Source organism: Pseudomonas sp. 22515, from assembly GCF_052044625.1.
Taxonomy (GTDB): domain Bacteria; phylum Pseudomonadota; class Gammaproteobacteria; order Pseudomonadales; family Pseudomonadaceae; genus Aquipseudomonas; species Aquipseudomonas alloputida.
The window spans coordinates 44699-69974 of sequence record NZ_JBQENN010000011.1 but is presented as its reverse complement, the minus strand read 5'-3'; the positions used below and the strand labels follow the sequence as shown (position 1 = coordinate 69974).

26 protein-coding genes are annotated in these 25276 nt (G+C 62.6%); 11 read left to right on the top strand and 15 right to left on the bottom strand.

Annotated features, from left to right (window positions below):
- Positions 1 to 32: 32 nt before the first annotated feature.
- Positions 33 to 1052 (bottom strand): Leu/Phe/Val dehydrogenase, encoded by a 1020-nt coding sequence (locus ACTJJN_RS12435; protein ID WP_108078939.1) that lies wholly within the window; start codon positions 1050 to 1052, stop codon positions 33 to 35.
- 124 nt (positions 1053 to 1176) lie between these two features.
- Here ACTJJN_RS12435 and ACTJJN_RS12430 point away from each other — a divergent pair, with 124 nt between their 5' ends.
- The gene (locus ACTJJN_RS12430) at positions 1177 to 1983 is read left to right on the top strand and encodes a SirB1 family protein (protein ID WP_004575364.1); all 807 of its coding nucleotides are present in this window, start codon (positions 1177 to 1179) and stop codon (positions 1981 to 1983) included.
- Here the strand turns inward: ACTJJN_RS12430 and maiA are convergent.
- Genes maiA through hmgA form a run of 3 tightly spaced genes read right to left on the bottom strand, consistent with a single transcriptional unit; the run spans position 1977 to position 5219 of the window.
- Entirely contained in the window at positions 1977 to 2609 is a 633-nt protein-coding gene (maiA, locus tag ACTJJN_RS12425) for a maleylacetoacetate isomerase (RefSeq protein WP_012053692.1), read from the bottom strand. The two genes, ACTJJN_RS12430 and maiA, sit on opposite strands and share 7 nt — an antisense overlap.
- Before the next feature lie 12 nt (positions 2610 to 2621).
- Positions 2622 to 3914, bottom strand: coding sequence for a fumarylacetoacetase (gene fahA / locus ACTJJN_RS12420; protein ID WP_003251672.1), 1293 nt, complete (start codon positions 3912 to 3914; stop codon positions 2622 to 2624).
- Positions 3915 to 3917: 3 nt separating this feature from the next.
- The gene (gene hmgA, locus ACTJJN_RS12415) at positions 3918 to 5219 is read right to left on the bottom strand and encodes a homogentisate 1,2-dioxygenase (protein ID WP_003251670.1); all 1302 of its coding nucleotides are present in this window, start codon (positions 5217 to 5219) and stop codon (positions 3918 to 3920) included.
- Between the two features lie 111 nt (positions 5220 to 5330).
- On the opposite strand from hmgA, the gene ACTJJN_RS12410 reads away from it, so the two are divergent.
- Entirely contained in the window at positions 5331 to 6164 is an 834-nt protein-coding gene (locus tag ACTJJN_RS12410) for an IclR family transcriptional regulator (protein ID WP_003251668.1), read from the top strand.
- Here the strand turns inward: ACTJJN_RS12410 and ACTJJN_RS12405 are convergent.
- From ACTJJN_RS12405 to ACTJJN_RS12390, 4 genes are all read right to left on the bottom strand, one after another.
- Positions 6095 to 9319 carry a hypothetical protein gene (locus ACTJJN_RS12405; RefSeq protein ID WP_440781292.1) on the bottom strand — a complete coding sequence of 1075 codons (3225 nt, stop codon included), beginning with the start codon at positions 9317 to 9319 and terminating at the stop codon, positions 6095 to 6097. The two genes, ACTJJN_RS12410 and ACTJJN_RS12405, sit on opposite strands and share 70 nt — an antisense overlap.
- Before the next feature lie 363 nt (positions 9320 to 9682).
- Complete coding sequence (locus ACTJJN_RS12400) at positions 9683 to 10588, bottom strand: alpha/beta fold hydrolase (protein WP_012053695.1); 906 nt, start codon at positions 10586 to 10588, stop codon at positions 9683 to 9685.
- Positions 10589 to 10764: 176 nt separating this feature from the next.
- On the bottom strand, positions 10765 to 11451 hold the full coding sequence (locus tag ACTJJN_RS12395) for an LrgB family protein (RefSeq protein ID WP_003251661.1): 687 nt from the start codon (positions 11449 to 11451) through the stop codon (positions 10765 to 10767).
- Positions 11441 to 11827, bottom strand: coding sequence for a CidA/LrgA family protein (locus tag ACTJJN_RS12390; protein WP_012053697.1), 387 nt, complete (start codon positions 11825 to 11827; stop codon positions 11441 to 11443). Before ACTJJN_RS12390 ends, ACTJJN_RS12395 begins: the two co-directional genes overlap by 11 nt.
- 97 nt (positions 11828 to 11924) lie before the next feature.
- On the opposite strand from ACTJJN_RS12390, the gene ACTJJN_RS12385 reads away from it, so the two are divergent.
- A complete protein-coding gene (locus tag ACTJJN_RS12385; protein ID WP_003251658.1) occupies positions 11925 to 12806 on the top strand; it encodes a LysR family transcriptional regulator in 882 nt (293 codons plus the stop codon).
- A 21-nt stretch (positions 12807 to 12827) separates the two neighbouring features.
- Here ACTJJN_RS12385 and ACTJJN_RS12380 read toward each other — a convergent pair whose 3' ends face one another.
- On the bottom strand, positions 12828 to 13283 hold the full coding sequence (locus ACTJJN_RS12380) for a flavodoxin (protein ID WP_003251656.1): 456 nt from the start codon (positions 13281 to 13283) through the stop codon (positions 12828 to 12830).
- Positions 13284 to 13398: 115 nt separating this feature from the next.
- Between ACTJJN_RS12380 and ACTJJN_RS12375 the strand changes: the two genes are divergently transcribed.
- Complete coding sequence (locus tag ACTJJN_RS12375) at positions 13399 to 13827, top strand: PAS sensor domain-containing protein (RefSeq protein WP_003251655.1); 429 nt, start codon at positions 13399 to 13401, stop codon at positions 13825 to 13827.
- A gap of 59 nt (positions 13828 to 13886) precedes the next feature.
- On the top strand, positions 13887 to 14504 hold the full coding sequence (locus ACTJJN_RS12370; RefSeq protein ID WP_012053698.1) for a hypothetical protein: 618 nt from the start codon (positions 13887 to 13889) through the stop codon (positions 14502 to 14504).
- Here the strand turns inward: ACTJJN_RS12370 and ACTJJN_RS12365 are convergent.
- Positions 14489 to 15424 (bottom strand): MerR family transcriptional regulator, encoded by a 936-nt coding sequence (locus ACTJJN_RS12365; RefSeq protein WP_012053699.1) that lies wholly within the window; start codon positions 15422 to 15424, stop codon positions 14489 to 14491. The two genes, ACTJJN_RS12370 and ACTJJN_RS12365, sit on opposite strands and share 16 nt — an antisense overlap.
- A gap of 220 nt (positions 15425 to 15644) precedes the next feature.
- Between ACTJJN_RS12365 and ACTJJN_RS12360 the strand changes: the two genes are divergently transcribed.
- The 4 genes from ACTJJN_RS12360 to ACTJJN_RS12345 are packed head-to-tail and all read left to right on the top strand — an operon-like array spanning position 15645 to position 17617.
- Positions 15645 to 16205, top strand: a complete 561-nt coding sequence (locus ACTJJN_RS12360; RefSeq protein ID WP_003251651.1) for a hypothetical protein — start codon at positions 15645 to 15647, stop codon at positions 16203 to 16205.
- Positions 16206 to 16238: 33 nt separating this feature from the next.
- A complete protein-coding gene (gene folM, locus ACTJJN_RS12355) occupies positions 16239 to 16976 on the top strand; it encodes a dihydromonapterin reductase (protein WP_012053700.1) in 738 nt (245 codons plus the stop codon).
- Between the two features lie 9 nt (positions 16977 to 16985).
- Complete coding sequence (locus ACTJJN_RS12350) at positions 16986 to 17279, top strand: DUF1244 domain-containing protein (protein ID WP_003251648.1); 294 nt, start codon at positions 16986 to 16988, stop codon at positions 17277 to 17279.
- Positions 17276 to 17617: a HopJ type III effector protein gene (locus tag ACTJJN_RS12345; RefSeq protein WP_003251646.1), complete on the top strand. Its 342-nt coding sequence runs from the start codon at positions 17276 to 17278 to the stop codon at positions 17615 to 17617. Before ACTJJN_RS12350 ends, ACTJJN_RS12345 begins: the two co-directional genes overlap by 4 nt.
- 37 nt (positions 17618 to 17654) lie before the next feature.
- Here the strand turns inward: ACTJJN_RS12345 and ACTJJN_RS12340 are convergent, their stop codons facing one another.
- Both ACTJJN_RS12340 and fabV read right to left on the bottom strand, forming a co-directional pair.
- Entirely contained in the window at positions 17655 to 18563 is a 909-nt protein-coding gene (locus ACTJJN_RS12340) for an alpha/beta hydrolase family protein (RefSeq protein ID WP_012053701.1), read from the bottom strand.
- Positions 18564 to 18683: 120 nt separating this feature from the next.
- Positions 18684 to 19895, bottom strand: coding sequence for an enoyl-ACP reductase FabV (fabV, locus tag ACTJJN_RS12335; protein ID WP_003251642.1), 1212 nt, complete (start codon positions 19893 to 19895; stop codon positions 18684 to 18686).
- 301 nt (positions 19896 to 20196) lie between these two features.
- On the opposite strand from fabV, the gene ACTJJN_RS12330 reads away from it, so the two are divergent.
- Positions 20197 to 21375 (top strand): acetyl-CoA C-acetyltransferase, encoded by a 1179-nt coding sequence (locus ACTJJN_RS12330; RefSeq protein ID WP_012053702.1) that lies wholly within the window; start codon positions 20197 to 20199, stop codon positions 21373 to 21375.
- Between the two features lie 135 nt (positions 21376 to 21510).
- On the opposite strand, the gene ACTJJN_RS12325 is transcribed toward ACTJJN_RS12330, so the two are convergent.
- Positions 21511 to 22335, bottom strand: coding sequence for a 5-methyltetrahydropteroyltriglutamate--homocysteine methyltransferase (locus ACTJJN_RS12325; protein WP_012053703.1), 825 nt, complete (start codon positions 22333 to 22335; stop codon positions 21511 to 21513).
- A 229-nt stretch (positions 22336 to 22564) separates the two neighbouring features.
- On the opposite strand from ACTJJN_RS12325, the gene ACTJJN_RS12320 reads away from it, so the two are divergent.
- The gene (locus ACTJJN_RS12320) at positions 22565 to 24052 is read left to right on the top strand and encodes a methylenetetrahydrofolate reductase C-terminal domain-containing protein (protein WP_012053704.1); all 1488 of its coding nucleotides are present in this window, start codon (positions 22565 to 22567) and stop codon (positions 24050 to 24052) included.
- Here ACTJJN_RS12320 and yjiA read toward each other — a convergent pair.
- Together yjiA and ACTJJN_RS12310 are read right to left on the bottom strand one after the other, a co-directional pair.
- Positions 24012 to 24989: a GTPase gene (gene yjiA / locus ACTJJN_RS12315; RefSeq protein WP_012053705.1), complete on the bottom strand. Its 978-nt coding sequence runs from the start codon at positions 24987 to 24989 to the stop codon at positions 24012 to 24014. The two genes, ACTJJN_RS12320 and yjiA, sit on opposite strands and share 41 nt — an antisense overlap.
- Positions 24990 to 25066: 77 nt before the next feature.
- A complete protein-coding gene (locus ACTJJN_RS12310) occupies positions 25067 to 25264 on the bottom strand; it encodes a YbdD/YjiX family protein (RefSeq protein WP_003251633.1) in 198 nt (65 codons plus the stop codon).
- Positions 25265 to 25276: the final 12 nt, after the last annotated feature.

Here is a 25276-nt window from a genome sequence, read left to right as displayed (position 1 = left end):
CGCGAAGTGGCCCACCACGCCATCATCAACCTTCAGCCATACAACAACCGCTCCGCCAACATCTGCGCCACCCTTGCCGGCGAACGCTTCTCCGCCTGCGCATGGCCAAATACTTCGGTCAGGCGTGAAGGGATCCGCGCCAGGTGCGCAGTAATGGTGCGCTGGTCTTCGCCACGGTGGGTGAGTGCCACATAGATCAGCCCACCGGCATTGATCACGTAGTCAGGTGCATACAATATGCCGCGCGACTCCAGCTGGTCTGCCACCTGCAAGGTCGTCAGCTGGTTGTTGGCCGCCCCTGCCACTGCCGCACAACGCAGTTGCATCACGCTCTGCCCGTTCAGTACCGGGCCCACGCCGCAGGGTGCAAAGATATCGCAAGGGGTACTGATCAACGCATCGTTGGTCACCGGTTTGGCATCGAACTGCTCCATCGCCAGCCGCACCCGCCCCGGGTCCAGGTCGCTGACCAGCAGCTCCGCGCCCACCGCATGCAATTGCTCCGCCAGTGCATAACCGACATTGCCCAACCCCTGCACCGCTACCCGCAAGCCTCTCAGGTCATCGCTGCCCAGCCGGAACGAGGTTGTGGCACGTATGCCCGCGAACACACCCATCGCCGCATGTGGCGATGGGTCGCCCGACGCAGTGGTGCTGGTCACGTAGGGCGTGCTGTGGGCAATGCAGTCCATGTCCAAGGTCGAGGTGCCACTGTCCACGGCGATAATGAAGCGGCCATGGAAGGTATCGATGAAGCGGCCAAAGGCCTCGAACAGCGCGGCGCGGTTTTCCACATGCGGGTTGCGCATGATCACCGCTTTGCCACCCCCCATCGGTAAGCCGGCCAGTGCTGCCTTGTAGCTCATGCCCTGGGCCAGGCGAATCGCGTCGGTCATGGCGCTTTCGTCATCGGCGTAAGGCAGGTAGCGGCACCCCCCCATGGCCGGGCCCAAATGCTCACTGTGGATTGCCACAACGGCTTTCAGGCCCGTAGGCGGGTCATTGAACAGGTGCAGTGACTGGGTACGGGTGCTTTGCATCAGCGCGAACATCGACCGGCTCCCCTACGAGGTGCTCCTTCCAGTATAGGCACGGCCTCGGCGTTGACGCCGCCGCCGGACCACTGGACGAAACCACGCGCCACGGCTAATACTCAAACGTGTGTGGAGATACCCCATGAAGCCACGTCAAGCCTGCCTGGCCTGCCTGGAACGCGAGCCTGTCGACCTGCTGGAAGCCGCATTGTGGATTGCTGCCGAGCACGACCCGGGTGTCGAGCCCGCGGCCAGCCTTGCTGCGCTGCACGACCTGCAGCGCGAGATAAGCGCCAACCTGCCGATGCTTCCACTATGCGAACTGGCCCAGCCACTGCTGCGCCAGCTCAATGCGCTGGGCTTTCAGCAGGATGAATATCACCCCTTGCGCCCCCACGCGGCGATGATGGACAAGGTACTGCAGCGCCGCCGCGGCCAACCACTGACCCTGGCCATCCTCGCGTTGGAACTGGCCAGGCGCCTGTCCATACCGCTGGAGGGTGTGGGCTTCCCTGGCCATTTCCTGCTGCGCGTGCCGGGTGCCGACCACCTGCTCGATCCCTGCGGCGGCCGGCGCCTGTACCCCAGCGACTGCCGCGAATTGCTGGCGCGCCAGTTCGGCCCGCACCTGGCGCTGACCGCCGAGCACCTGCGCAGCGCCAGCCCGCTGCAGATGCTGCAACGCCTGTCACGCAACCTGCGCCAACTGCACATCAGTAACGACAACCACCTGGCGGCGTTGATCGACGCAGAGCGCATCATGCAGTTGGGCCCGGTGCAGGTGAGCGACTACATGACCCGCGCCTCGCTCTACCATCATCTGGATTGCCCACAGGCCGAGCGCTTCGACCTGGAGCATGCGTTGCTGCTGACGGAAGACCCGGTCCAGCGCCTGAAGCTGTCCGAGCGAATCGGCAAGCTTCCGGCGACGAACCGTTCACTTCACTGAGCCGGGCTGTCCGGCTGCTGGGCGGGGTGGGCCTTGGCGAACGCCGGGTGCGCGGCCGCCAGTGCGGCAACCCGCAGGATGCGCGGGAAGCTGTCGAGGTCGATGTTGAAGCGTTCGGCCGCGTACAACTGCGGGATCAGGTACACATCCGCCAGCCCAGGCGTGTCGCCAAAGCAGAAACCGTGATCGCCAATCAGTTGCTCCACTGCCGCGAGCCCTTGGCTGATCCAGTGGCCGATCCACTGGTTGACCTGCCCCTCATCCTGACCGGCCTGGCGCAGCCGGTTGAGCACACTGACGTTATGCAGCGGATGAATGTCGCAACCAATGATGGCCGCCACCCCACGTACCTTGGCCCGTGCCTCGGCGGTGGCCGGCAGCAACGCAGGCTGTGGATAAACCTCTTCCAGGTACTCGATGATCGCCGGCGACTGCACCAGTACCTCACCACCGTCGGTGCGCAAGGCCGGTACACGGCCCTGCGGGTTGACGGCTACATAGCCCTCGCCGCGCTGCTCACCCTGCAGCAGGTTGACCGGCAGGGACTGGTAAGTCAGCCCCTTCAGTGCCAGGGCAATGCGCACCCGGTAAGACGAGGTGGAACGGTAATAGGTGTACAGCTCCATACCCCTGCCTCCTCAATTGGCTGCGATGACCGTACCGCGGCATTCACCGAAACCGATGCTGGCTACGCCGTCACGTGTGCAGCGGGCACGCAGGATGATTTCGTCGCCGTCTTCGAGGAATTTGCGCACCTCGCCGCTGGCCAGCTCGACCGGCAGTTTGCCGCCTTCGGTGATCTCCAGCAGGCTACCGAACGATCCCGGCGTAGCGCCCGACAGCGTGCCCGAACCGAACAGGTCACCTGGCTGCAGTTGGCAGCCATTGACGCTGTGATGCGCCACCAGCTGCGCCACGGTCCAGTACATGCTGCGGGTGTTGCTCAGGGTCAGGCGGTGCGGGGCAATGCCCTGCTCACGCATGCGCTCGGTCAGCAGCAGCACTTCGAGTTCGATATCAAATGCACCACTGGCCTGGTCGCGCTTGTCCAGCAGGTACGACAGCGGCTGCGGGTCACCTTCGGGGCGTGCCGGCTGAGCACAGCGGAACGGCTCCAACGCTTCGGCGGTGACCACCCAAGGCGAAATGGTGGTGATGAAGCTCTTGGACAGGAACGGCCCCAGTGGCTGGTATTCCCAAGCCTGGATATCGCGCGCCGACCAATCGTTGAGCAGGCACAGGCCGGCTACGTGCTCGGCGGCATCGCCTACCGGAATTGCCTGACCCATGTCATTGCCCTGACCAATCCAGATACCCAGTTCCAGTTCGTAGTCCAGACGAGCGCAAGGGCCGAAGCTCGGCTCGGTGTGCCCGGCCGGCAGGGTCTGGCCCTTGGGCCGGCGCACGTCGGTGCCGGACGGGCGGATGGTGGAGGCGCGGCCGTGATAACCGATCGGCACGTACTTGTAGTTGGGCAGCAGTGGGTTGTCGGGGCGGAACAGTTTGCCCACGTTCTTCGCATGCTCGATGCCAACGTAGAAATCGGTGTAGTCACCGATCTGCGCCGGCACGTGCAGCTGGCAGTCACTGGCCGGGAACAACGCCGGCTTCAAGGCCGCCTGGTGTTCGCTGTGCTCATCGAGCAGCACCTGCAAACGCTCGCGCAGGGCTACGCGGGCATTGCGGCCCAAAGCGAAGAAGGCGTTCAAAGCCCCGCCACGGGTGGCTTCAACGGCGGCCTTGGCCGCCCCGTCGAACAGGCCGGCGGCCAGCACCGCCTCCAGGTCGAGGATCGCGTCGCCGATCGCCACGCCACAGCGCCTGGCTTCACCCGGCCGGCTGAAGATGCCCAAGGGCAGGTTCTGCAGCGGGAAGTCGCTGTGCCCGTTGGCGTGCTCGACCCAACTACGGGCATTGGCAGTGTGGTTCATGGGTTATCTCCGGTTCGGGTTGAAGGTGCTCGGCAAGGTCGCCCAGCAACTATCGTAGTCGGCCTGCAATTGCGGGCATTCAAGGGCTTGCAGGCTCGGGCGCAACACCTGGCTGGTCTCGAACATGAAGGCCATGGTGTTGTCGATCTTGTGCGGTGCCAGGTCAGCGGCAATGGCCTTTTCACAGGTTTCAGCGTCGGGGCCATGGGCACTCATCACCCCGTGCAACGAGGCACCACCCGGCAGGAAGCCCTCGGCCTTGGCGTCGTAGGCGCCATTGATCAGGCCCATGAACTCGTTCATCAGGTTGCGGTGGAACCATGGCGGACGGAAGGTGTTCTCGGCCACCATCCAGCGTGGCGGGAAAATCACGAAGTCCATGTTGGCCATGCCATGCACGCTGGTTGGCGAGGTGAGCACGGTGAAAATCGAGGGGTCCGGGTGGTCGAAGCTGACGGTGCCGATGGTGTTGAAGCGGCGCAGGTCATACTTGTACGGCACGTTGCTGCCATGCCAGGCCACAACGTCCAGTGGCGAGTGCTGCAGCTCGCAGGCCCAGTGCTCACCCAGGAACTTCTGTACCAGTTGCACCGGGCCTTCGGCTTCTTCGTAGTGGGCCACAGGCGTGAGGAAGTCGCGGGGGTTGGCCAGCCCGTTGCTGCCGATCGGGCCCAGGTCCGGCAGGCGCAGCGGCGCACCGTGGTTTTCCGCGATGTAGCCACGGGCCTGGCCGTCGAGCAATTCGACGCGGAACTTCATGCCACGTGGGATCACCGCAATTTCCAGCGGTTCGACCTCCATCACGCCCAGTTCGGTGGCGATGCGCAGGCGGCCCTGTTCCGGCACCAGCAGTAGCTCACCGTCAGCGTTGAAGAACACCCGTTCCATGGACCGGTTGGCGCAGTAGATGTAGATGCTCACGCCAGCCGGTTTTTCCGCTGCGGCGTTGGCAGCCATGGGCAGCCAACCTTCGATGAAATCGGTCGGTTCAGCAGGAATCGGCTGCGGGCTCCAGCGCAGGCGGTTGGGGTTGATGCCACCCAGTGGCCCGCCGAGCGGCTGGCGCGCCAAGCGCTCGAAGCGTGGGTGCAAGGCAGAAGGGCGAATGCGGTACAGCCAGGTACGGCGCAGCTCGCTGCGGGCCATGGTGAACGCCGTGCCCGACAGCAGCTCGGCATACAGGCCATACGGGGCCTTCTGCGGGGAGTTCTGCCCGACAGGCAGCGCCCCGGGCAATGCTTCGCTGGCGAATTCGTTGCCGAAGCCGCTCAGGTAGTGAAGGTCGGGCGACGTGTCGCGGTTCATCGATGCCTCCGGATTTTGTTTTTATCGTAATCAGATTACGAATAACGTAATTTGCTCCGCTCAAGGCGTCAAGCTATAAAGGCGACACGATAAATCCGGAACCTCCCCCCCATGGCCAAAGCCAGCTCCCCCACCGACACCGGCAAGCAGAAGGTCCGCTCGGCGGAAGTCGGCACCGACATCCTCAAGGCCCTCGCCGAACTCTCACCCTCGACGTCATTATCACGCCTGGCCGAGCACGTGCAGATGCCTGCAAGCAAAGTGCATCGCTACCTGCAGGCGCTGATTGCGAGTGGTTTTGCCGAACAGGATGCGGCCACCAACCATTACGGGCTGGGGCGCGAGGCATTGCGGGTGGGGCTGGCGGCGCTGGGCAGCATCGATGTGCTGAAGGTGGCGGCAATGCCGTTGTCGCAGTTGCGAGATGAGCTCAACGAAAGCTGCTTCATCGCTGTGTGGGGCAACCAGGGGGCCACGGTGGTAAGCATCGAACCTGCCGTGCGCGCGGTCACCGTGGTGACCCAGATCGGTTCGGTGCTGCCGTTGCTCAGCTCGTCCACCGGGCTGGTATTCGCCGCCTACCTGCCCGAGCGAGAAACCCAGGAGCTGCGCGACAGGGAACTGGCCGCTTTGCAACAAACCGCCAGTGACTACGACACACTGCTGGCCGGCATCCGCGAACAGGGCCTGCACCATGTGCATGGCCTGCTGATGCCAGGGGTGGATGCGCTGTCGGCGCCAGTATTCAACGCCCTGGGGCAGATTGCGGCGGTGATGACTGTGGTCGGGCCGACGTCGATCTTCCATGCCGATGAACATGGGCCGGCGGCGCAGCGCCTGCTCACGGCCGCACGAACCGTGAGCTGGCGCATGGGTTACGCGGGCAACCCACACTGCGCTTCGACGTCTTGTGTTTCCTCCTCGACGAGCCAGAGCAGTTCCTGAGAGAAGCCGTCATAAAGGGCGGGTGCCACCTCGCTCACCAAATCGCCGTAGTCATCGCATAGCCGCCCGATCACACGCGAGAAGGCCGTGGGCTGCGACACCTCTGCACGAGAAAGTACGGTGATGTATTTCTGCGCGGCACCGAACAGCCGCGCCAAAACCCCCGTGGAGGCCACCGTTCCTGCAACCCCCGCCGCGAACGACAGCAAGGCGGCGGAACGGTCGCCATCGCTCCACGCGATGGCCCCGGTGACAAAGGACCTGGCCGCACAGAACAGCCCGACGGCCATAGCCGCCGGCGGAAACGGCACGGTGAGGATGCCGGCCAGTACGATCCCCCACTCCACCACCACGGCCGAAATACGCTCGGCAGCGTCGGCGCTGTCTTCAGCGGCTTCGTTGATCATCCGCCTGATACGTTTCTCCAGGTCCTGGACAGGATCCCCGATACGCCCGGTCTCCCCTATCGGCGGCCGCACACCCCTGCCTCGGGCAACGGCGTCCAGCACCAGCTCAATGCCATCCCCGGCGCGCAGTTGCTCTTCGATCAATGTGTTCAAGCGCGCCTGGTTCGATAACGGCACGCGGTCTTGGCAATAACCTGCCAAGTCGTGCTCACGCCAAGTCCTTGCCAGCTCGCTGAGGGTCCGCAGCGTGGGGCCTTGCTCGATTTCTGGCAGATAGACCAAAGGCTCAAGCTCGCGGTCACGAGCATGCTTCAGCAGGTAGGCACCTTGAACAGGGCAATCGTCCATCCACAACGGATAAAGGTTGCACGCCGCGTCGATCGAGGTCCCCGAAAAACTGTCGATCACCGATTCCAGCCACTGCGCATGGCGGCCCGACAATCGGCCCTGAAGTTTCTCACTGAGCACGGCACGCCTGATCTTCAAAGCAAAGAGCGTGCGATAACACTGCCTGAGCCTTTCATATTCCGGCCTGGAGCGGTCGAGTAACTGCGCTTTCACTTCTTCGATGTACTTGTTGCCCAGGTCGGCAGCACGAATGTAGCTCCCCAGCAGCGCCGGGCTCAGGTGCGAGATATCCTGGCCGGTAGCCGAGGTGATGCGGGCAAAGTCGGAGAAATTGTAATACGTGGGATAACCTTTGATGACGGTCTGTGTCAGTGTGCGAATGGCATCCTCTTCCAGCGTTATCAATACCTGATCCGGGTTGATTGCGCCGCCGCGATTGCCCGGGTATGAGTTGATTTTTTCCGTCACCTGTCGATGGGCGAAGGTGCGAAAACTCGGCATCTTCATCAGCGACTGGTACCTGGCCTGCGCCAGCTTGAGCAGTTGATCGATATCAACCAGTGCCTGCTGCTCGGCACGACTGGCGTTGATGAACCAGCTTGGCGTGGTGGCCTGCTGGTCCTCGATCAGGGCAGTGATCTTGCGCCTGGCCAGGGCATTGAGCACATCCAGCCACTGCTGCGACTTGATCGGCGCGAGCGTCACGCTGTGCATGGACCAGTCGGTGGGCAGCATCTCGACCTTGCGCAAATGGCGTTTGAGCGAATCATGCTGGGCCCGCGAGCATTGCCCCAGCAGGTACTCACTGCCTACCGGCCACAAGGTCCAACTACCGATTTCGAGCGCCATTTCCTGGAGTGAATCGAAAAGATGAAAATCGCCTCCTGGTGCACCAGGGGCGTAGAGCAAGTACTGATCGCCCTGCACCAGACACAGCAGATCCTTCAAGGGCGTTTGCGCACCATTGAGGCAAACCAGGCCGGCGCTGATGGCATTGGCCTGCATGTTCCCCTGGCGTGCGTGGTGCAGCAGATCGAACCCAGCCGGGTGAAACCCTTGATGACGAGCGGCCTGATTGGCCAGCGCCAGCCGCGCATCAAGCACCTCGCACAGTGCGGCCATGGTCAAAGCGTCGTCATAGAGCGTACGGATCTGTTTGACGTAGTTCACGCGCAAATCCAGTTTTTCGATCACGCTCTGGATAGAGGTGCTTCCCAACAATGAACGGTGCCGCTCCCCCAGGACTTCGACCTTGAGCTGGCCCCCGCTGTAGCCACCACTCAACGCCCAATCGAGCAGGGTGTGTTTCATCACCTGCTCAGGGTCATCGACGTGACTGACACACACGCGTACCTGCTCGGGGTCGATATCCAGGCCAAGGGCTTGCCTGACTTGAATCTTGGCGAAGCTGCGCAGGTCGCGCCATTGCGCCAGACGCTCGGTGCAACGCTGCTCCTTCACCTGCAGGTCATCTTCCAGTTGTCGATAGGCTCGCAGTTCCTCACCCTGCATGAACCGCCGCCATTCGGGCAGCAGGCTGGTGCGGTACGCTCGCACATGCCGCGTCGCACGTTTCTGCAGCGCAGCCACCAAAGGCTCAAGCCGAGCCGCACTGTCGAGCTGGGCCAGACGCCGCGCGTCATCGACCTTTACCCGTAGGCTGCGCTGGGTGGCCTTAAGCTGGAAAGCCCGCAGATCACGGATGAAGTACCTGTGAAGTGGCACTTGCAGCGGCACGAAATCGAGTGTCAAACCCTCTGTAGACAACGCCGCCCGCTCTTGCGAAGACAACAGCCAACGCAACGGGCTGCCTTCAGCAAAGGCTGGGGCGAGTGCGCTGGCTGCGCGCGCGCGTTCAGTGTCGAACCAGCAACCGCTGGCCAGGCTGTAGATCAGAAAATCCGCAGGTGCGTCCGGGTTCTGTTCGAGGTCATGACAGCTGGCGACGACGCCCGGCAAACGAAAACGCAAATCTCCGGCAACCAGGTACACCTCATGCTTGTTTACGTCCCCGTCCTGCTCAAGGGCCTCGATACCGGCTTCCCAGGCCTTGAACGTAAGAGCCTTGAGGCGCGTTTCAGCAAACATCAGCTGGATCAAATGGGACGCCAGGGTAAGTGGTTTCGAACTTAATCTGGACTGTTGCTTCCACCACTGGTCAAGAACCGCCTGCCTTTGCGGCACAAGCGACTCGACAACCGCCAACGGCAAACGCTTCTGCTCGGTGAATTGTTGTCGATGCGCCTCCGGTATCAGGCTGCCCAATTGCGCAACCGCAGCCATCAGCTGTTGCAGCTCCTGGGCGTGGGCCATCATGGCCTTCACCTGTTCTTTCACAGAGCGTGCACCTGGGCACCCTTCACCGAAATCGGGGCTGCCGAGATTGAAATCGAAAGACATGAACTGCGCTCCAAAAAACAAGGAGGCAGCAGAGTGAACGGACGATGAAGGCAATAGCGCAGGGAAGCTTACCCAGCACTTGGCACTGTTGCCTGAAACGTAAAGGTGAATGTCGACAGACGCTATTTTTCCTAACGGATCAAGCGCTTATTCTTGACTCACTGGCCGGCTTGAAGGGCTCTCCCCCCCGCCTTTCAAGCCTGCGAGGTTCACCGACGTAGATTTTGAAGCTCCTTGATCTGACGTCTCGATTGGCCGCTGCGGCTTGCAGCGGCCTTTTTTTTGAAATCTGAAAATGCATCCTGGCGGTCAGGTGACCGTCAAGACTTTCAGCGNCCCGACCTCATCGGCGCTGAAACCTCGTCATGACCACGCCACTTTCAGCGGGTAGAAGCTCAGCGGCTGCTCACGAAAGGCCAGGTAGTGGCGCAGCACCTGCACGGGCGCTTCGGTATGCGGGTAATGGCCAATGCCCAGTAACTGCACGGTGTCCGGCTCCGGTATCAGTTGCCGGTAGCGCTCAAGCATGTGCGCGCCGGAAAGCGGGTCGACCACGCCATTGATCAAGCGCAGCGGCACGCCTTTACGTTGCATCGCCCCGACCCAGCGTTCGCGGTGCAACCTGCGCTCCGGCATGTAGCCCACCAGCTTGTGCAGGATGCGCGTGCCCCGGTTGGCAGCGATCAGGCTCCAGAGATCATCCAGCGCGCTTTCACTGGGATGCGTGCAGGGGCCGTAGACCTGAATCACGTTACGCACCAGGTCGTCACGCCCGAACGAGCGCCCGACCAGCCAGCCAAACCGGCTGAGCAGCAGCTTCTGGATCAGTAGCATGCGGCAGCTTTCGGGGAACAGCCCGCTATTGAGGAACACGCAACTGGCAATGTCGGCACGCTGCTCATGGTGTCGCGCCAGCAGTTCCTGAGCCACGCTGCCGCCGTAGTCGTGGGCCAACAGGTGCACGGGCTGCGCGACCTGCAGATGGGCAAGCAATGCCTGCTGCAGGTCTGCCTGCTCCATCAGGCTGTAAGTGTGATCGACGGGCTTGTCCGAATCACCAAAGCCAAGCATGTCGCAAGCGATCACCCGGAAACGTTGGCTCAGAGGGCCCCACAGGTAGTGCCAGTCCCAACTGGCGGTGGGGAAACCGTGTAACAGAAGCAGAGGCTCTCCTTGCCCTGCGGTCCAGTAGCGGATGCTCTGGCCCCGGAACATGAAACTCTGTGCCCGGGTACGCCAGACGCACAATGGAATCTCGGCCATAGGCATCAGATGGGTCCCGGTGTAGTGGTGTTGGCGGAATAGGGCAAGGCTGCGTTCATTGCATGTCACCTCGGCACTTACATGTGCTCTCTATGTCGAGGCAAAGTCTAGCCAGCAGCCCATTGGCTGGAACTTGCGTTGCCAGCCAGCTTGATGACTGAGCGAGTCAGTGGCACGAACGGTCAGAGCAGCAAGGCCAACAACGGCGCCGCGAACAGGTTGAGCAGCCCGGTCAGGACCATCACCAGGCCGGCCACCGAGCCTTCCTCACGGCCCACTTCCTGCGCCCGACTGACCCCGGCACCATGCGCGCCAACACCGAACAGGGCCCCCCGTGCCAACGGCGTACGCAGCGGCAACCAACGCAACAGCACACCGCCGAACATGGCACCTAGCACGCCGGTGAACATCACGAACACCGCTGTCAGTTCTGGCACCCCACCCAAGTCATGGGCCAGCGGCATGGCAAATGGCGTGGTGATCGAGCGCGGCACCAGCGACAGGCTGGTTGCGCTGTCCAGCGCCAACAGGTGCGCCAGCCCCCAGGAGCTGGCGATCGAGGCACTGCTGCCGGCTACCATGCCCACCATCAGGGCCGGCCAATGGCGCGCCAGCATGGCCCGCTGCTGCCAGATCGGCACCGCGAAAGCTACGGTCACCGGGCCGAGCACGCCCATCAACCAGTGGGTGTTGCGCGCATACTCGGCATAGGCCGTATGCAGCGGCACGGCCACAGCCAGCAGCAACACCGGCACCAGGATCAACGGCGACAGCAGGTAGCGCTTGCTACGCCGGTACAACCAACGGCTACCCAGGTAAGCCAGCAGGGTCAAGGCCAACCAGAACAGCGGCATGGGTTCAAGGCTCACGGCGCAGCCTCCAGCGGCACACCAGCTCCACGGTCATGGCGGTCACTACCATCACCATCAGCGTGCTCACGGCAATCACCAGCAAGATGCGCCAGCCCTCTTCACGGATCAATGCGCCATAGTCGAGCAGGCTCATCAGCGCCGGGATGAAGAACAACAGCATCTCAGCCATCAGCCAGCCGGCCCCCAATTGCAGCGTGGCCGGTTTGAGCACACCCGAAGCGAACAGTATCAACAGCAGTGCCAGGCCCATCACACCGCCGGGGATCGGCCAACCCAGCCAACTGGCAATCTGGCCACCGAGCAGGAACAGGGTACAGAGAACCGCCAGCTCGACGAGCAGGCGCAGGGCTTCTTTCAATGATGCAGGTTTCATGGCGGGGTTCCTCGACAGGCCCTCATTTTAAGATTTGGCTGCCTAGGCCAGAAGCGAATTGTTAGACTGCCTGCCATTCCAGAATGGAATCGAAGCAATGGAATTCAAACAACTGCGCAGCTTTATCGAAGTGGTCCACCGCGGCGGTTTTACCCAGGCGGCACAGACCCTGCACATCAGCCAGTCGGCCGTGAGCAAGCAGGTGGCCCAGCTTGAGCAAGATGTGGGCCAGCCGCTGCTGGAGCGCCAGGCGTCGCACCTGCACCTGACCGCTGCCGGGCGCATCGTACTGGAGCGTGGCGAAGCCCTGCTGCGCCAGCGCCAGGCGCTGCTCAACGAGCTGGACGATCTCAGCCAGATGGAGCGTGGCGAACTACGCCTGGGCTTGCCGATGCTTGGCAGCGACACGTTGTTCGCCGGCTTGTTCGCCGAGTACCGGCGGCGCCATCCGAACATCGCTATCCAGCTGCTTGAAGGCGGCAGCCGCAACGTCGAACAGGCCGTCAGAAGTGGCGAACTGGAACTGGGCGGCTGCTTGACGCCCACCGACGAGGCATTCGACTACCAGCCCTTCTGCAACGAACCGCTGGATGCCTTGCTGCCGGCTGGCCATGCCCTGGCGGGCCTGGACGCCGTGGGCCTGAGGCAACTGGCCGATACACCGTTCCTGCTGTACCAGCGCAGTTTCGTGCTCAACGATCGGCTGCTCAAGGCGTGCCAGCAGCAGGGCTTCACCCCCAAGGAAGGCGGGCGCAGCGGCCAGGCGGATTTTTTGGCAGCGCTGGTGGCAGCGGGCCAGGGCGTGGTGATGCTGCCCCGGGTGGTGGCAAAAGCGCTGGAGCGCCCCGGGGTGGTGCGTGTGCCGTTGAATGCGCAGGAGGATTTACGTTGGGATATCGCGTTTATCTGGCGACGCGGCGCCTACCTGTCACGGGCGGCGCAGGCGTGGTTGGCCTTGTTGCGCGAGCCCCATGGCTAACACGCCTGCGCAGATGCCGGGTCAGGCGTTCAGTGCGCTCGCCAACTCAGCCAGCCAAGGCTCGGCATCCGCCTCCGGGGTCACGGTCTCGCTCGCATCCAGGCGCAGCATTGGCTGCACCTCGCGCACGCCCAGCTCGGCGAACAGCTCACGCATCTGCTCGCCACCCCCGCAATAGGTATCGCCATAACTGGAGTCGCCCAGCGCGATCACCGCACCAGGCAGGCCGCGCCAGGCTGCGGGCAGTGTGTCACGAAGGGTGCTGTACAGCGGCATGAGGTTGTCCGGCAACTCACCCATACCGGTGGTCGATGTCACGGCCAACAAGGCGTCGGGGGCAAAACCCTGAAGATCCTGAAGGGTGGCACGCGCAGCATGCCAGGCCTCGAAACCCGCCGCCTTGAGTAGCGATTCAGCGTGACGGGCGACTTCTTCGGCGGTGCCATAGACCGAGCCGGAAATAATGGCGACTTTCATCGGGTAGAGGATTCCGAAACTGAGTGAAAACGTAGGATACTAGCATTCAACGCTGGCAAAAGGCCGCCGTTACCAAAGTCGCCATCTTCCGTTTTCCTTCACCTATGGCCCGGACATGATCAACGCGCAATTGCTGCAATCGATGGTCGATGCGTCCAATGACGGCATCGTGGTTGCCGAAAAGGAAGGCGACGACACTATCCTGATCTACGTGAACGCCGCTTTCGAATGCCTCACTGGCTACAGCCGTGACGAGATTCTCTATCAGGATTGCCGGTTCCTGCAGGCTGACGACCGTGACCAGCTCGGCCGCGCACGCATCCGCAAGGCCATGGCCGAAGGCCGCCCCTGCCGCGAAGTGCTGCGCAACTATCGCAAGGATGGCAGCGCCTTCTGGAACGAGCTGTCGATCACGCCGGTGAAGAGCGACTTCGACCAGCGCACCTACTTCATCGGCATCCAGAAGGACGTCAGCCGCCAGGTCGAACTGGAACGGGAGCTGGCGGAACTGCGCGCTCGTCCGAAACCCGACGAACGCGCCTGAACCAAGTCCGCCACGCACGGTCAATTCCGTTGAAGAAATCGCCACCACCGAGTTCGATCATGCAAGCAGACGCGCTCCTGACCCAGGACGAGCTGGATTTCATACAGAACATGCAGCATTCGCCACAACTGAACCTGGCTGACACCATGTCGAGCCTGCTGGTCAATGGCGACCGCCGCATTCAAAGCTTGCTTACGCGGTTGGTGGCTAACGAGCAGGTGACCTTGCAGGCCCAGTTCAACAACCAGCAGATCAGTTTCCCGCTGCAGCTGGTAGAGGACGAGTTCCACGCCCTGCACCTGCAGCTGGGTTCACCGGAAATCTACGAAGACGGCCCCATGCTGCGCCCATGGCGCTTGTCGCTGGACCAGCCGAGCGCACTGCTCGATGCCCATGACAAGGCAAGCGGCCTGTGGGTGCGGGAGATTTCCTTCAAAGGCGTGCTGCTGGAAGTCCGTGATTTGCCAACAGCACCCGCCCGCTTCGAGCTGCGCTTCGCCCCAGGCGGCATCACCCCGATCGAACTGCATGGTGTGTTGGGCCGGCGCATCGGCACGGACCTGGCTGCCTACGAACTCGGCCAAAGCCCAGCCGAAGAAATCGAACGGCTGCGCGACTATATCCTCCAGGCCCACCGCCACGCCCATCCCGAGCTGCACACTCAAGTATCGAGCTGACGGGCCAGAAACTGCCGCAAACGCTGGCGCATCACACTGCCCTGCGCGCCCAGGCAGGCTACAGGGCTGCCAGCCAGGCTGTCCTGTACCGCTTCTGCCGCCTCACCGGCCAGTAACAACGGGCATTCCAGCATCGACGCCAGGCGCTTGAGGTGCCGGGTGAGTTCTACTGTGGGCGACGGATGGGAAAACAGCACCAAGGCGTCCGGCTTCAGCCGTTCGCAGACCAGCGCAAGCTCTTGCAGCGGCTGCCCGTTCGCCAGCGGGATCACGCGTGTTTCATCGCTACCCAGGATCAGACTGGTTACCAGTAACTCAAGCTCATGGCACTGCCCCGGCAATGGCGCCACCAGCACGGTGCGGCTACTCGGCACACGGGCCAGCTGCAAGCGGGCGAAAACCCGACCGCGCAGGAACTGATCATAGAACAGCCATTCGCTGGCCTGCCCGTAGCCGCCTTGCCGGACTACCATGTCATGCCACACCGGCATGAACACATTGGCGAAAACCTGGTCCAGGGTGCTGGCCGCGAACACCTCGTCATAAAGGCGATCCAGGCCCGCCACGTCGAAGTGCTGTACCGCCAGGCGAATCTGGTTTTGCCAGCGCAAGCAGGGGTCCACTGCGCCGTCAGCCTGCCCGGAGAGGGCATGGCCGCGAGCGAGAATGCTGCCCACCTTGCTGACCGCCACACCGCGCTCCAGCCAGCCGAGGATACGGCGGATTTCATCGATATCAGCCTGGGAATACAGGCGGTGACCACTGTCGGTACGGATGGGCTGGATCAGCCCATAACGGCGTTCCCAGGCGCGAAGGGTCACGGCGTTGACACCGGTCAAGCGTGACACTTCACGAATCGGAAACAGCTCCTGCTGTTCGAAACTCGCATCGATCAGCGGTTTACGTCCCTGTTCGTTCATCTGCACGAAGTACCCTCAGTGCGAAAAAACTGAGCACATAGCTTACTACGACTGCGTCGGTCTGTTGATGCCAACGTTTGCCAGCTGATAGTTGCCGAAGATCGCAACTGCGCGATAATGCGTGCCCGATTCTTGCATGCACGACTGCGTCGCCCACCACCCCGGGCCACACAGCCAAAGGGGCCAGCTACCCGCCAGCCCCGTTGCCAGGAGATACACAATGTCTACCCCACCCGTCACCCTCATGGTGTCGCGCCGCGCCGCCCACGGCCGCTACCAGGACCTGCTGGCCTGGCTACACGAAGGCGAACAGCTGGCCACCGACTTCCCTGGCTACCTCGGCTCGGGCATCCTCGCCCCGCCCCGGGATGGCGACGAATTTCAGATCATCTTCCGCTTCAGCGACGAGCCGACCCTGCATGCCTGGGAGCACTCCGCCTCGCGTCGCGCATGGTTACAACGCGGCAACGGTCTGTTCGAGCGCCCCAAAGAGGCGCGCGTTAGCGGTATCGACGACTGGTTTGGCACCAACAGGGTGCAAAAACCGCCACGCTGGAAGCAGGCCGTGGCCATCTGGCTGGCGTTTTTCCCAGTCTCGCTGGCCTTCAACCTGGTGTTCGGCCACTGGTTGACGGCACTCGACCTCGTGCCCCGGGTACTGCTCAGCACCCTGGCCCTGACGCCGGTGATGGTGTACCTGTTCATCCCGCTGTCCACCCGCCTGCTGGCCAGTTGGCTTCAGGCCTCCCCGCCCGCTGCTGGCGCCTTGCGCAGCCGCTGAGGCCAGGCCATACAACAGGCAAACAGTTCGGGTATGCTGGGTGGCAACCAAAGGACAGACAAGTTGACCACCCCGAACATGAACAGCCCCATTCTCGTTACCGGAGCCAGCCAGCGTGTCGGGCTGGCCCTGGCCCTCGAACTGGCACAGGCCGGCCATACGGTGGTCAGTGCCAGCCGCAGCATCCTGCCCCAGGCAGCCCACCCCAACATCGTGCAGTTTCAGGCCGACCTGTGCCAGGCGGACGACCGCCAGGCGCTGATCGATCACCTGCACGATCGTTACGACGGACTGCGCGCCATCATCCACAACGCCTCGCTATGGCTCGACGACGGCCTCGACAACCTCGAGACCATGTTCCGCCTGCACGTCGAAGCGCCCTACCACCTCAACCTGGCCCTGGGCGACCTGCTGGCCAAGGTGGAAAAGGCCGACATCATTCACATCTGCGACGAAACCTCTTCGCGCGGCAGTAAAAGCCACATCGGCTACGCCGCCACCAAGGCCGCACTGCAGAACATGGTGCTGTCATTTGCTGAAAAATATGCGCCCAAGGTGCGTGTGAACGGTATCCTGCCCGGGCTGCTGATCCTCAAGGAAGGGGGTGACGAAGCCTACCGCCAGCAAACCCTGAAAAAGGCCCTGCTGGAATTCGAACCCGGCGCCGGCCCGCTGATCGAGACCGTCAAGTACCTGCTCGCCAGCCAGTACAGCACCGGCAGCCAGGTGGTCATCAACGGTGGCCGCCACCTGAAGAACCGCATGACTTGAGAGAAGACCATGACCCCACAACAACAGCTCGAGCTCGAGGCCGCCGCGTTCCGGCGCCTGGTCGAACACCTGCAAAAGCGCACCGACGTACAGAACATCGACCTGATGAACCTGTCCGGTTTCTGCCGCAACTGCCTGTCCAAGTGGTACAAGGCCGCCGCTGATGAGCGTCAGCTGGACCTGAGCCTGGATGATGCCCGCGAAGCGGTGTACGGCATGCCCTACGCCGAGTGGAAAGCCCAATACCAGAAAGAAGCCAGCGCCGAACAACAAGCGGCGTTCGAAAAAGGAAAAACCTCGTGACTGACCTGAATACCCTGCGCGCAAGCCTGGCCAGCGGCCAACATGTATTTGCCGATACCTTGGCGTTCATTGCCGACAACTACAGCTACCAGCCGCAGGCCTTCAACAACGGCGGCGTGGAGAATGCGGCAGGGCAGAACGAAGGTTCGTGCAAAACCTTGGGCCTGGCCTTGCTTGAAGGGCTGAGCGACCAGGAAGCGCTGCTGGCCTTCGGCGAGCACTACCGTGATGTGGTGGCCACGCCTGAGGGCAGCGACCATGGCAACATCCGTGCGCTGATCAAACACGGTCTGGCGGGTGTGAAGTTTGCTGCGCAGCCGCTTGCGCGCAAGGCTTGATATTGCCGGGGCCGCTTTNACGATCCAGCGCCCACCATCAATCGATAATGGTGCCAGGCCCCCCACCTTCCAGCCTCCCCTGCCGCAACCACTGCAAGGCCACCGGCCACAGGCTTTCGCGAAACCGGTCATGGAAGAACGCGAAATGGCCAATTTCCCCGACCGAGATATCCACAGGTGCAATGCGCAGGTGCTGGCGCTCGGCACTTTGCAGATAACCCAATAAACGCTCGGTTGCCGCTACGGTCCCGAATGGGTCGTCCGTCAGACTGATGGCCAGCGTCTTCGCACGCACCTGGGCGAACGGTAGCGCCGCCAACGCCCGCCCGCTGGGGCGGTGCTCATAACGTGGGGTACGCGTGGTCCAGTCGTGCACCACGCCGGATGGCGTGTCTTCCAGCCAACCCAGGCGCTTGCCGGGAAAGTAGCCGAATACCCGGGTCAACAGCGGCATGACCACATGCCACTTGCCGAACAGCTGCCAGCGCTGGTTGGCCGCGTAGTCGCGCCAGTAGGCGAACTGCGCGCCAACCATCACGACCCGACGGATCTGGCCAGCCGACGGTGCCAGGCCTACAGCACAACCGCCGAAACTGTGCCCCACCACATCCACCGGCTGATCTGGGAAATGCGCTGCCGCATGCGCCAGCATGGCTTCGAAATCCAGCCGGCCCCAGTCGCTCCAGGAGGCCTGGAAACCACGCAGCGACGCCGGCCGGGATTCGCCGATGCCACGGTAGTCGTAGGTCAGCACATCGCAGCCGTGGGCGAACAGGTAGTCGGCAAAGCGGGCGTAATAGCGGCAGCGTACCGACGTGGCAGCGTTGATGATCACCAGCGGGCGCTGGGGGTCAGGTTGGGCGTGGCGCCAGCAGAAGCCGCCGAGGCTGTATCCGTCGGCCGCGGGGTGGCGAAATGGGGTAGCGGGTTGGATGAGGCTACTCATGGCGCATGTCCTGTTGTTGTGCGCCAAAACTAGCAAAGATTTTGTAGCCTGTACTGGCCTCTTCGCGGGTGAACCCGCTCCTACANTTGCCCGCGAAGAGGCCGGTACAGGCTTACCCGATTACAGCTCGACGCAGTCGAACTTCACATCGGTGGCCACGTCTTCGTCGTAGTTGACGTCAGCGCGCTCGAAGCCGAACAGGTTGAGGAACTGCTTCTTGTAACCGGCGTAGTCGGTCAGCTCGAACAGGTTCTCGGTGGTCACCTGTGGCCACAGGGCCTTGCAGGCGTTTTGCACGTCGTCACGCAGTTCCCAGTCGTCCAGGCGCAGGCGCCCCTTCTCGTCGACCTCTGCCGGCGCACCGTCGGTGCGGTACATACGGTCGCGGTACATGCGGTCGAGCTGGTCCTGGGTGCCTTCGTGAACACCTTTCTCCTGCATGATCTTGAAGACCATCGACAGGTACAGTGGCATCACCGGGATGGCCGAGCTGGCCTGGGTAACCACCGACTTGAGCACCGCCACATTGGCGCCGCCTTTCACTTCACCGGCCAGCTTCTGGTTCAGACGCAGGGCAGTTTCGTCCAGGTCCTGCTTGGCCTGGCCCAGTGCACCGTGCCAGTAGATCGGCCAGGTGATATCGCTGCCGATATAGCTGAAGGCCACGGTGCGAGCGCCTTCGGCCAGTACATTGGCGCCAGCCAGCGCATCGATCCACAGCTGCCAGTCCTGGCCACCCATGACGGTGACGGTATCGGCAATTTCCTGCTCGGTGGCCGGCTCGATGCTGGCCTCGATGATGGTGTCCTTGTTGGTGTCGATGGCGGTCGACTTGTATGGCTGGCCGATCGGCTTGAGTGCCGAGCGAATGACTTCACCGGTCTGCGGCAGCTTGCGCACGGGCGAAGCCAGCGAGTAGATGACCAGGTCGACCTTGCCACCCATTTCGTTCTTGATCAGCTCGATGACCTTGGCGCGGGCTTCGTCAGAGAAGGCGTCACCGTTGATCGACTTGCTGTACAGGCCCTCGGCCTTGGCGAACTTGTCGAAGGCGGCAGCGTTGTACCAGCCAGCAGTGCCGGCCTTGGTCTCGGTGCCTGGTTTTTCGAAGAACACGCCCAGGGTGTCAGCCTTGAAGCCGAAGGCCGCCGTGATGCGGGCAGCCAGGCCGTAGCCGCTGGAAGCACCGATGACCAGGACCTTCTTCGGGCCATCCTCGCGTACGCCCAGCTTGCGGGTGGCTTCGATCTGGTCACGGACGTTGAGCTCGCAGCCCTTCGGGTGAGTCGTGGTGCAGATGAAACCGCGAACCTTAGGATGAATGATGGCCAATGTCTGTACCTCGTCAGGTTTATGCCAGGAAAGCGCCGCTTGGGGCGATTCCGATTGATCAGAGGGTGAGACTACCCCCGCAGGTTATCCGACACATATTACGGGGTGATCAGAGGGATGCAAAACCAGAGTTCTTCTGTGCAGGAGGGTCATGGCTGCTTGAAATCCAGATTGGCGGGTTAGAACGCCGGGCACCCATTGATTTGCTTTTCACATCAATCCGAAAGAAAAACAAACTTAACAAATAAGCCAAACCCGCCGATGCTGGCGGCACTACGCCCATTGCACGGAGAACAACAACATGAACGACGTGGTGATCGTCGCCGCAACCCGTACCGCCATCGGCAGCTTCCAGGGCGCCTTGGCCACTGTGCCTGCGGTCGACCTCGGCGCCGCCGTGATCAAGCAACTGCTGAAACAAACCGGGCTGGACCCGGCGCAGGTCGACGAAGTCATCCTCGGCCAAGTGCTCACTGCCGGTGCCGGTCAGAACCCGGCACGCCAGGCAGCGATCAAGGCTGGCCTGCCCTTCAGCGTACCGGCCCTGACCCTGAACAAGGTCTGCGGCTCGGGCCTCAAGGCCCTGCACCTGGCCGCCCAGGCGATCCGCTGCGGCGATGCCGAGGTGGTGATTGCCGGTGGCCAGGAGAACATGAGCCTTGCCCCCTACGTGATGCCCTCGGCCCGCACCGGCCAACGCATGGGCCATGGCCAACTGATCGACAGCATGATCACGGACGGCCTGTGGGATGCCTTCAATGACTACCACATGGGCATCACTGCCGAAAACCTGGTGGACAAGTACGGCCTCAGCCGTGAGCAGCAGGATGCCTTTGCTGCCGAATCGCAGCGCAAGGCAGTGGCAGCGATTGAGGCCGGCCGTTTCGACGCTGAAATCACCCCCATCGTGCTGCCGCAGAAAAAGGGCGAGCCCAAGGTTTTTGCCCGTGACGAGCAACCACGCACGGACACCACCGCCGAGTCCCTGGCCAAACTGCGCCCGGCCTTCAAGAAGGACGGCAGCGTCACCGCAGGCAATGCCTCCAGCCTGAACGACGGCGCCGCCGCCGTGCTTTTGATGAGCGCAGCGAAGGCCAAGGCGTTGGGCCTGCCGGTGCTGGCGAAGATCGCCGCCTACGCCAGTGCCGGGGTAGACCCCGCGATCATGGGTATTGGTCCGGTTTCGGCGACCCAGCGTTGCCTGGACAAGGCCGGTTGGCAACTGGCCGAACTGGATCTGATCGAAGCCAATGAGGCCTTTGCCGCCCAGGCGCTGGCCGTGGGCAATGCGCTGGCATGGGATGCCGCGCGGGTTAACGTCAATGGAGGGGCGATTGCCCTGGGCCACCCGATTGGTGCTTCCGGGTGCAGGGTGCTGGTGACCCTGCTGCACGAGATGATCAAACGGGATGCCAAAAAAGGCCTGGCGACCTTGTGCATTGGTGGTGGGCAAGGGGTGGCGCTGGCCATCGAACGCTGATTGATTCAAGCAGGCCCGGCCTCTTCGCGGGTAAACCCGCGCCTACACTGATCGGTGGCGGACACACATCAATGATTGCGCGCACGCCGTNGGAGCGGGTTTACCCGCGAAGAGGCCGGTACAGGCAGCAAATGATCAAGCCGCGACTCGGTCCTGCTCCAGCGAAGCGGCCAGCACCGCCACTTCCTGGCACTTCTGCACGGCCAGGTCCACTGGGCTTTCCAGCAACGAACAGGCCGGCGCCAACCACAGCCGCTCACCCAGGCGTTCATGGGCCTCGTGCAGCAGCCCCAGGGTCTTGCCCAGATCGCAAGGCGAGGCGTTGCGACCGTCGACCAGGCCCAGCGACAGTACCTTGTAGGCCGGCAGGCGGTCGAGAATGGTCTGGTACTGCTCGGGCGCCTGAACCAGATCGACGTGCAGGCCATCGACCGGCAGGTTGGCGGCCAGGCCGAGGTTGCCTTCCAGGCCGCCGAAGTACGTGGCGATCAGCTTCTTCAACGGTGCGCGTTGAAGGATGTTGTAGACACGTTCATAAGCATTTTTCCAATCCTGGGGCAGGTCCTGGGCGAGGATGGGTTCATCGATCTGCACCCATTCAACGCCATGGTCGGCCAGGCGGTTGAGAAGCTGGTCATACACGGGCAGCAGGCGGTCAAGCAGCTCCAGCTTGTCGACGTCACCGCCCACGGTCTGGCCCTGCCACAGATAGGTCAAGGGGCCGATCACCACCGGCTTGACTGCAAGGCCCAGGGCCTTGGCGTGTTCCACTTCTTCGAACAATGGTTCCCAGTTCAGAACGAACGGCTGGTCACCAGTGCTCAGCACGTGGCTGTCCCAGGCGAAGTCGCCGACCGGCACCAGCTCGATGCCGGCGTCTTTCTGCACCTGCCAGTGGCGGGCACGCAGCTCGCGGTCACGGCCGATGTGTGGAAAGCCCAGGTTATGCGCCAGTGCCATGTCTTGTCCCTTCAGCATGCTTGAATGAATAAGGGGGATTCTCCGGCTGACGGGGTATTGAGACAAACTCATTAAATTTGAGATGAACCCAAGAAATCTTCATGATCATGCTGTCATGATCTTCGCGCCCCCATGTCTCATTCAGATCACCATCCTGCGCATCCGGACATGACCCAGCTCGCCTTCTGCCGCACAATGCCACCCTGACCACACCAGGTGCCCGGCCAACATGAGCCTGCTGAAAACCGCCCTGCGCGAACAGAACTTCGTCTGTGTCATGGAGTTCGTCCCCAAGCCTTCCGCAGAACGCTTTGCCGCCATGGAAGCGATCATGGCCCGTGCGCACCTGTGCGGCTGGCCGATGACCGTGGCCATCGGTGATCGTGTCGGCAGCCCGCTGGACATGTCACCGCTGGACGCCCTCGCCTCGTTCAGCAACCCGGTACCTGCCCTGCCGCATTTTTCAGGCAAGGATCGCGAACGCCACCACCTGCTCGCCCAACTGCAGCGCATGGACGCCGCCGGCCTCGACCAGCTGTTACTGCTGACTGGCGACCGCCTGCCCGGCCATGAACCTGGCCAGCGCCCGGTGCGTTATCTGGAATCGGTCGCCGCCCTGCAGGTTGCTCGCCAGGCCTGCCCGCACTGGCTGCTGGGCGCGGCGCTGAACCCGTTCAAGTACCACGAGGAAGAAGGCGGCGCCCAGTATTTCAAGGCCGAGAAAAAGCTGGCAGCGGGGGCTGACTTTCTCACCTTGCAACTGGGCTTCGATGCCGCCAAGCATCAGGAAGCCATACACTGGATGCGCCGCCAGGCCTCACCCAAGCCCATGCTGGCCTGCCTCATGAGCCTCACCCACGGGCGCGCGGCGATGCTCGACCACGTGGCCGGCGTGACTGTCACGCCCTCCATGCGCGACATGCTCGAAGCGGAAACGGCGCAGTCCAAGGCCTTTGCCCAGGCGCGCAGTGTTGACCGCCTGGCCTTGCAGATCATCGGTACAAAGCTGATGGGTTACGCCGGTGTGCACCTGTCAGGGGTTCACACACTCGAACAGTTGCTGGCCCTTGAGACCCGTATCGAGCACTGGCAATCCCAGGTTCAGTCCCTGGAGCAATGGACACCGGCCTGGCACGCCAGCTGGCAGATGCCCGGCCTGCCAGCGGTAACCTTCCATCCGCCACAGGCGGGCTGGCGCCTGGGCGAGTCACGGGTCGATGCCTCATTCAAGGAAAAAGCCCGCTATCACCTGATGCATGGCATGCATTCACTGCTGTTCAGCCGGCGCAACAGCCTGAGCAAGGCCTTCGGCTGGGCAGTGCGCCAGCCTCTGTGGGCAACACGCGCTGGCGCACACGTGCTGCACACGCTGGAGCGCAATGTGAAGCGCCCGCTGGTGGGTTGCGACACCTGCGGCCGTTGCCGCCTGGAAGACACCTTGTATATCTGCCCGGAAACTTGCCCTAAAGGCCTGGCCAATGGCCCTTGCGGCGGAACCGCCCTGAACCGCTGCGAGTTCGGCGACCGCGAGTGCATCCACAGCGTCAAGTACCGCACCGCCAAAGCCGTGCGGCAAACTGCTGTGCTGACTGAACGCCTGATCCCGTGCATCGAGGTCGAAACCCGCCACCGCAGCTCATGGCCGCAGTGGTTCGCGGGGCAGGCGCCGCAGCGGCTCAGCCCGCAGCCATTGCCTCGAAGCCAGCCCGAATCGTAGCCTCGGGCAGTTCGTCGGCAATGAACACCATCACACTCTCGCGCGCTTCGCCTGCGGCCCACTCGGCGTCCCAGTCGAAGCCATACAGCTTGAGCACGCCCTGAAACACCAGCTTGCGTTCCTCGCCGGCAATGTTCAGCACGCCCTTGTAGCGCAGCAGCTGTTTGCCGTGGGTTTCCAGCAGCTCGTTCATGAAGCTGCTGAGGCGGTCGATATCCAGCGGGGTTTCGGTACGCAGCACCATCGTGGAAATGCGGTCCGGGGTGGCAGGCTTGAGCACGGGTTGCAACATCGGTTTCAGGTTCACCCCAAGGTCGGGGTTGAGGTTGAAACCGCGCACATCCAGTAATTCAGCCAGGTCGATGCAGCCGTGTTCGACCACACGGATCGCCGCCCTGCTATTGATGCGGGCCAGGCGTTCGCGCAGGGCTTCAACCGCAGTTGGCTCGACCAGGTCGGTCTTGCTCAGCAGCAGACGATCGGCAAAGCCGACCTGGGCCTGAGCGATGGTCTGGGTCAGGTGCAGTTCGGCATGCGCGGCATCGACAAGGGTGATGATGCCGTCGAGGATGTAGCGCTCACGCAGCTCCTCGTCGATGAAGAACGTTTGCGCGACCGGCGCCGGGTCGGCCAGGCCGGTGCATTCGATCACCAGGCGATCGAAGGCGATTTCCCCTGCATCCAGGCGTTCAAGCAGCAGGTAAAGCGCGCGAGTCAGGTCGCCATGGATGCTGCAGCATACACAACCGTTGGCCAAGGTCATGACCTGCACCGGCTGGTCACCCAGCAGTTGGCTGTCGATGCCGGCCTCGCTGAATTCGTTTTCGATCACGGCGAGCTTCAGGCCATGCTCGGCCTTGAGCATGTGCCTGAGCAAGGTGGTCTTGCCGGCACCGAGGAAGCCCGTGAGGACGGTTACGGGAATGGGCGTCTGCACGCAAAATACTCCTGAATCTGAAAATGACTGTGGGAGCCGGTTACCCAGGCTCCCACAGATTTACACGTACCGCAGGCTCAACAGCACTTGGGCCCGGACTTGCCACCGTAGCGTGCTTCCTGGCGTTCGCGGAAGAACGCCTCGTAGCTCATCACCGGCTTGTCCGGATGCGTTTTCTGCATGTGTTCGACATAGTTGTCGTAGTCGGGCATGCCGACCATCAGGCGGGCTGCCTGCCCCAGGTATTTGCCCAGTCGACCCAAGTCGTTGAACATGATTGCAGTCCT

Coding starts and splice junctions, on each gene's coding strand:
- ACTJJN_RS12435 (WP_108078939.1), bottom strand. CDS start 1,052: ATGTTCGCGCTGATGCAAAGCACCCGTACCCAGTCACTGCACCTGTTC.
- ACTJJN_RS12430 (WP_004575364.1), top strand. CDS start 1,177: ATGAAGCCACGTCAAGCCTGCCTGGCCTGCCTGGAACGCGAGCCTGTC.
- maiA (WP_012053692.1), bottom strand. CDS start 2,609: ATGGAGCTGTACACCTATTACCGTTCCACCTCGTCTTACCGGGTGCGC.
- fahA (WP_003251672.1), bottom strand. CDS start 3,914: ATGAACCACACTGCCAATGCCCGTAGTTGGGTCGAGCACGCCAACGGG.
- hmgA (WP_003251670.1), bottom strand. CDS start 5,219: ATGAACCGCGACACGTCGCCCGACCTTCACTACCTGAGCGGCTTCGGC.
- ACTJJN_RS12410 (WP_003251668.1), top strand. CDS start 5,331: ATGGCCAAAGCCAGCTCCCCCACCGACACCGGCAAGCAGAAGGTCCGC.
- ACTJJN_RS12405 (WP_440781292.1), bottom strand. CDS start 9,319: ATGTCTTTCGATTTCAATCTCGGCAGCCCCGATTTCGGTGAAGGGTGC.
- ACTJJN_RS12400 (WP_012053695.1), bottom strand. CDS start 10,588: ATGCCTATGGCCGAGATTCCATTGTGCGTCTGGCGTACCCGGGCACAG.
- ACTJJN_RS12390 (WP_012053697.1), bottom strand. CDS start 11,827: ATGAAACCTGCATCATTGAAAGAAGCCCTGCGCCTGCTCGTCGAGCTG.
- ACTJJN_RS12385 (WP_003251658.1), top strand. CDS start 11,925: ATGGAATTCAAACAACTGCGCAGCTTTATCGAAGTGGTCCACCGCGGC.
- ACTJJN_RS12380 (WP_003251656.1), bottom strand. CDS start 13,283: ATGAAAGTCGCCATTATTTCCGGCTCGGTCTATGGCACCGCCGAAGAA.
- ACTJJN_RS12375 (WP_003251655.1), top strand. CDS start 13,399: ATGATCAACGCGCAATTGCTGCAATCGATGGTCGATGCGTCCAATGAC.
- ACTJJN_RS12370 (WP_012053698.1), top strand. CDS start 13,887: ATGCAAGCAGACGCGCTCCTGACCCAGGACGAGCTGGATTTCATACAG.
- ACTJJN_RS12365 (WP_012053699.1), bottom strand. CDS start 15,424: ATGAACGAACAGGGACGTAAACCGCTGATCGATGCGAGTTTCGAACAG.
- ACTJJN_RS12360 (WP_003251651.1), top strand. CDS start 15,645: ATGTCTACCCCACCCGTCACCCTCATGGTGTCGCGCCGCGCCGCCCAC.
- folM (WP_012053700.1), top strand. CDS start 16,239: ATGCTGGGTGGCAACCAAAGGACAGACAAGTTGACCACCCCGAACATG.
- ACTJJN_RS12350 (WP_003251648.1), top strand. CDS start 16,986: ATGACCCCACAACAACAGCTCGAGCTCGAGGCCGCCGCGTTCCGGCGC.
- ACTJJN_RS12340 (WP_012053701.1), bottom strand. CDS start 18,563: ATGAGTAGCCTCATCCAACCCGCTACCCCATTTCGCCACCCCGCGGCC.
- ACTJJN_RS12330 (WP_012053702.1), top strand. CDS start 20,197: ATGAACGACGTGGTGATCGTCGCCGCAACCCGTACCGCCATCGGCAGC.
- ACTJJN_RS12325 (WP_012053703.1), bottom strand. CDS start 22,335: ATGGCACTGGCGCATAACCTGGGCTTTCCACACATCGGCCGTGACCGC.
- ACTJJN_RS12320 (WP_012053704.1), top strand. CDS start 22,565: ATGAGCCTGCTGAAAACCGCCCTGCGCGAACAGAACTTCGTCTGTGTC.
- ACTJJN_RS12310 (WP_003251633.1), bottom strand. CDS start 25,264: ATGTTCAACGACTTGGGTCGACTGGGCAAATACCTGGGGCAGGCAGCC.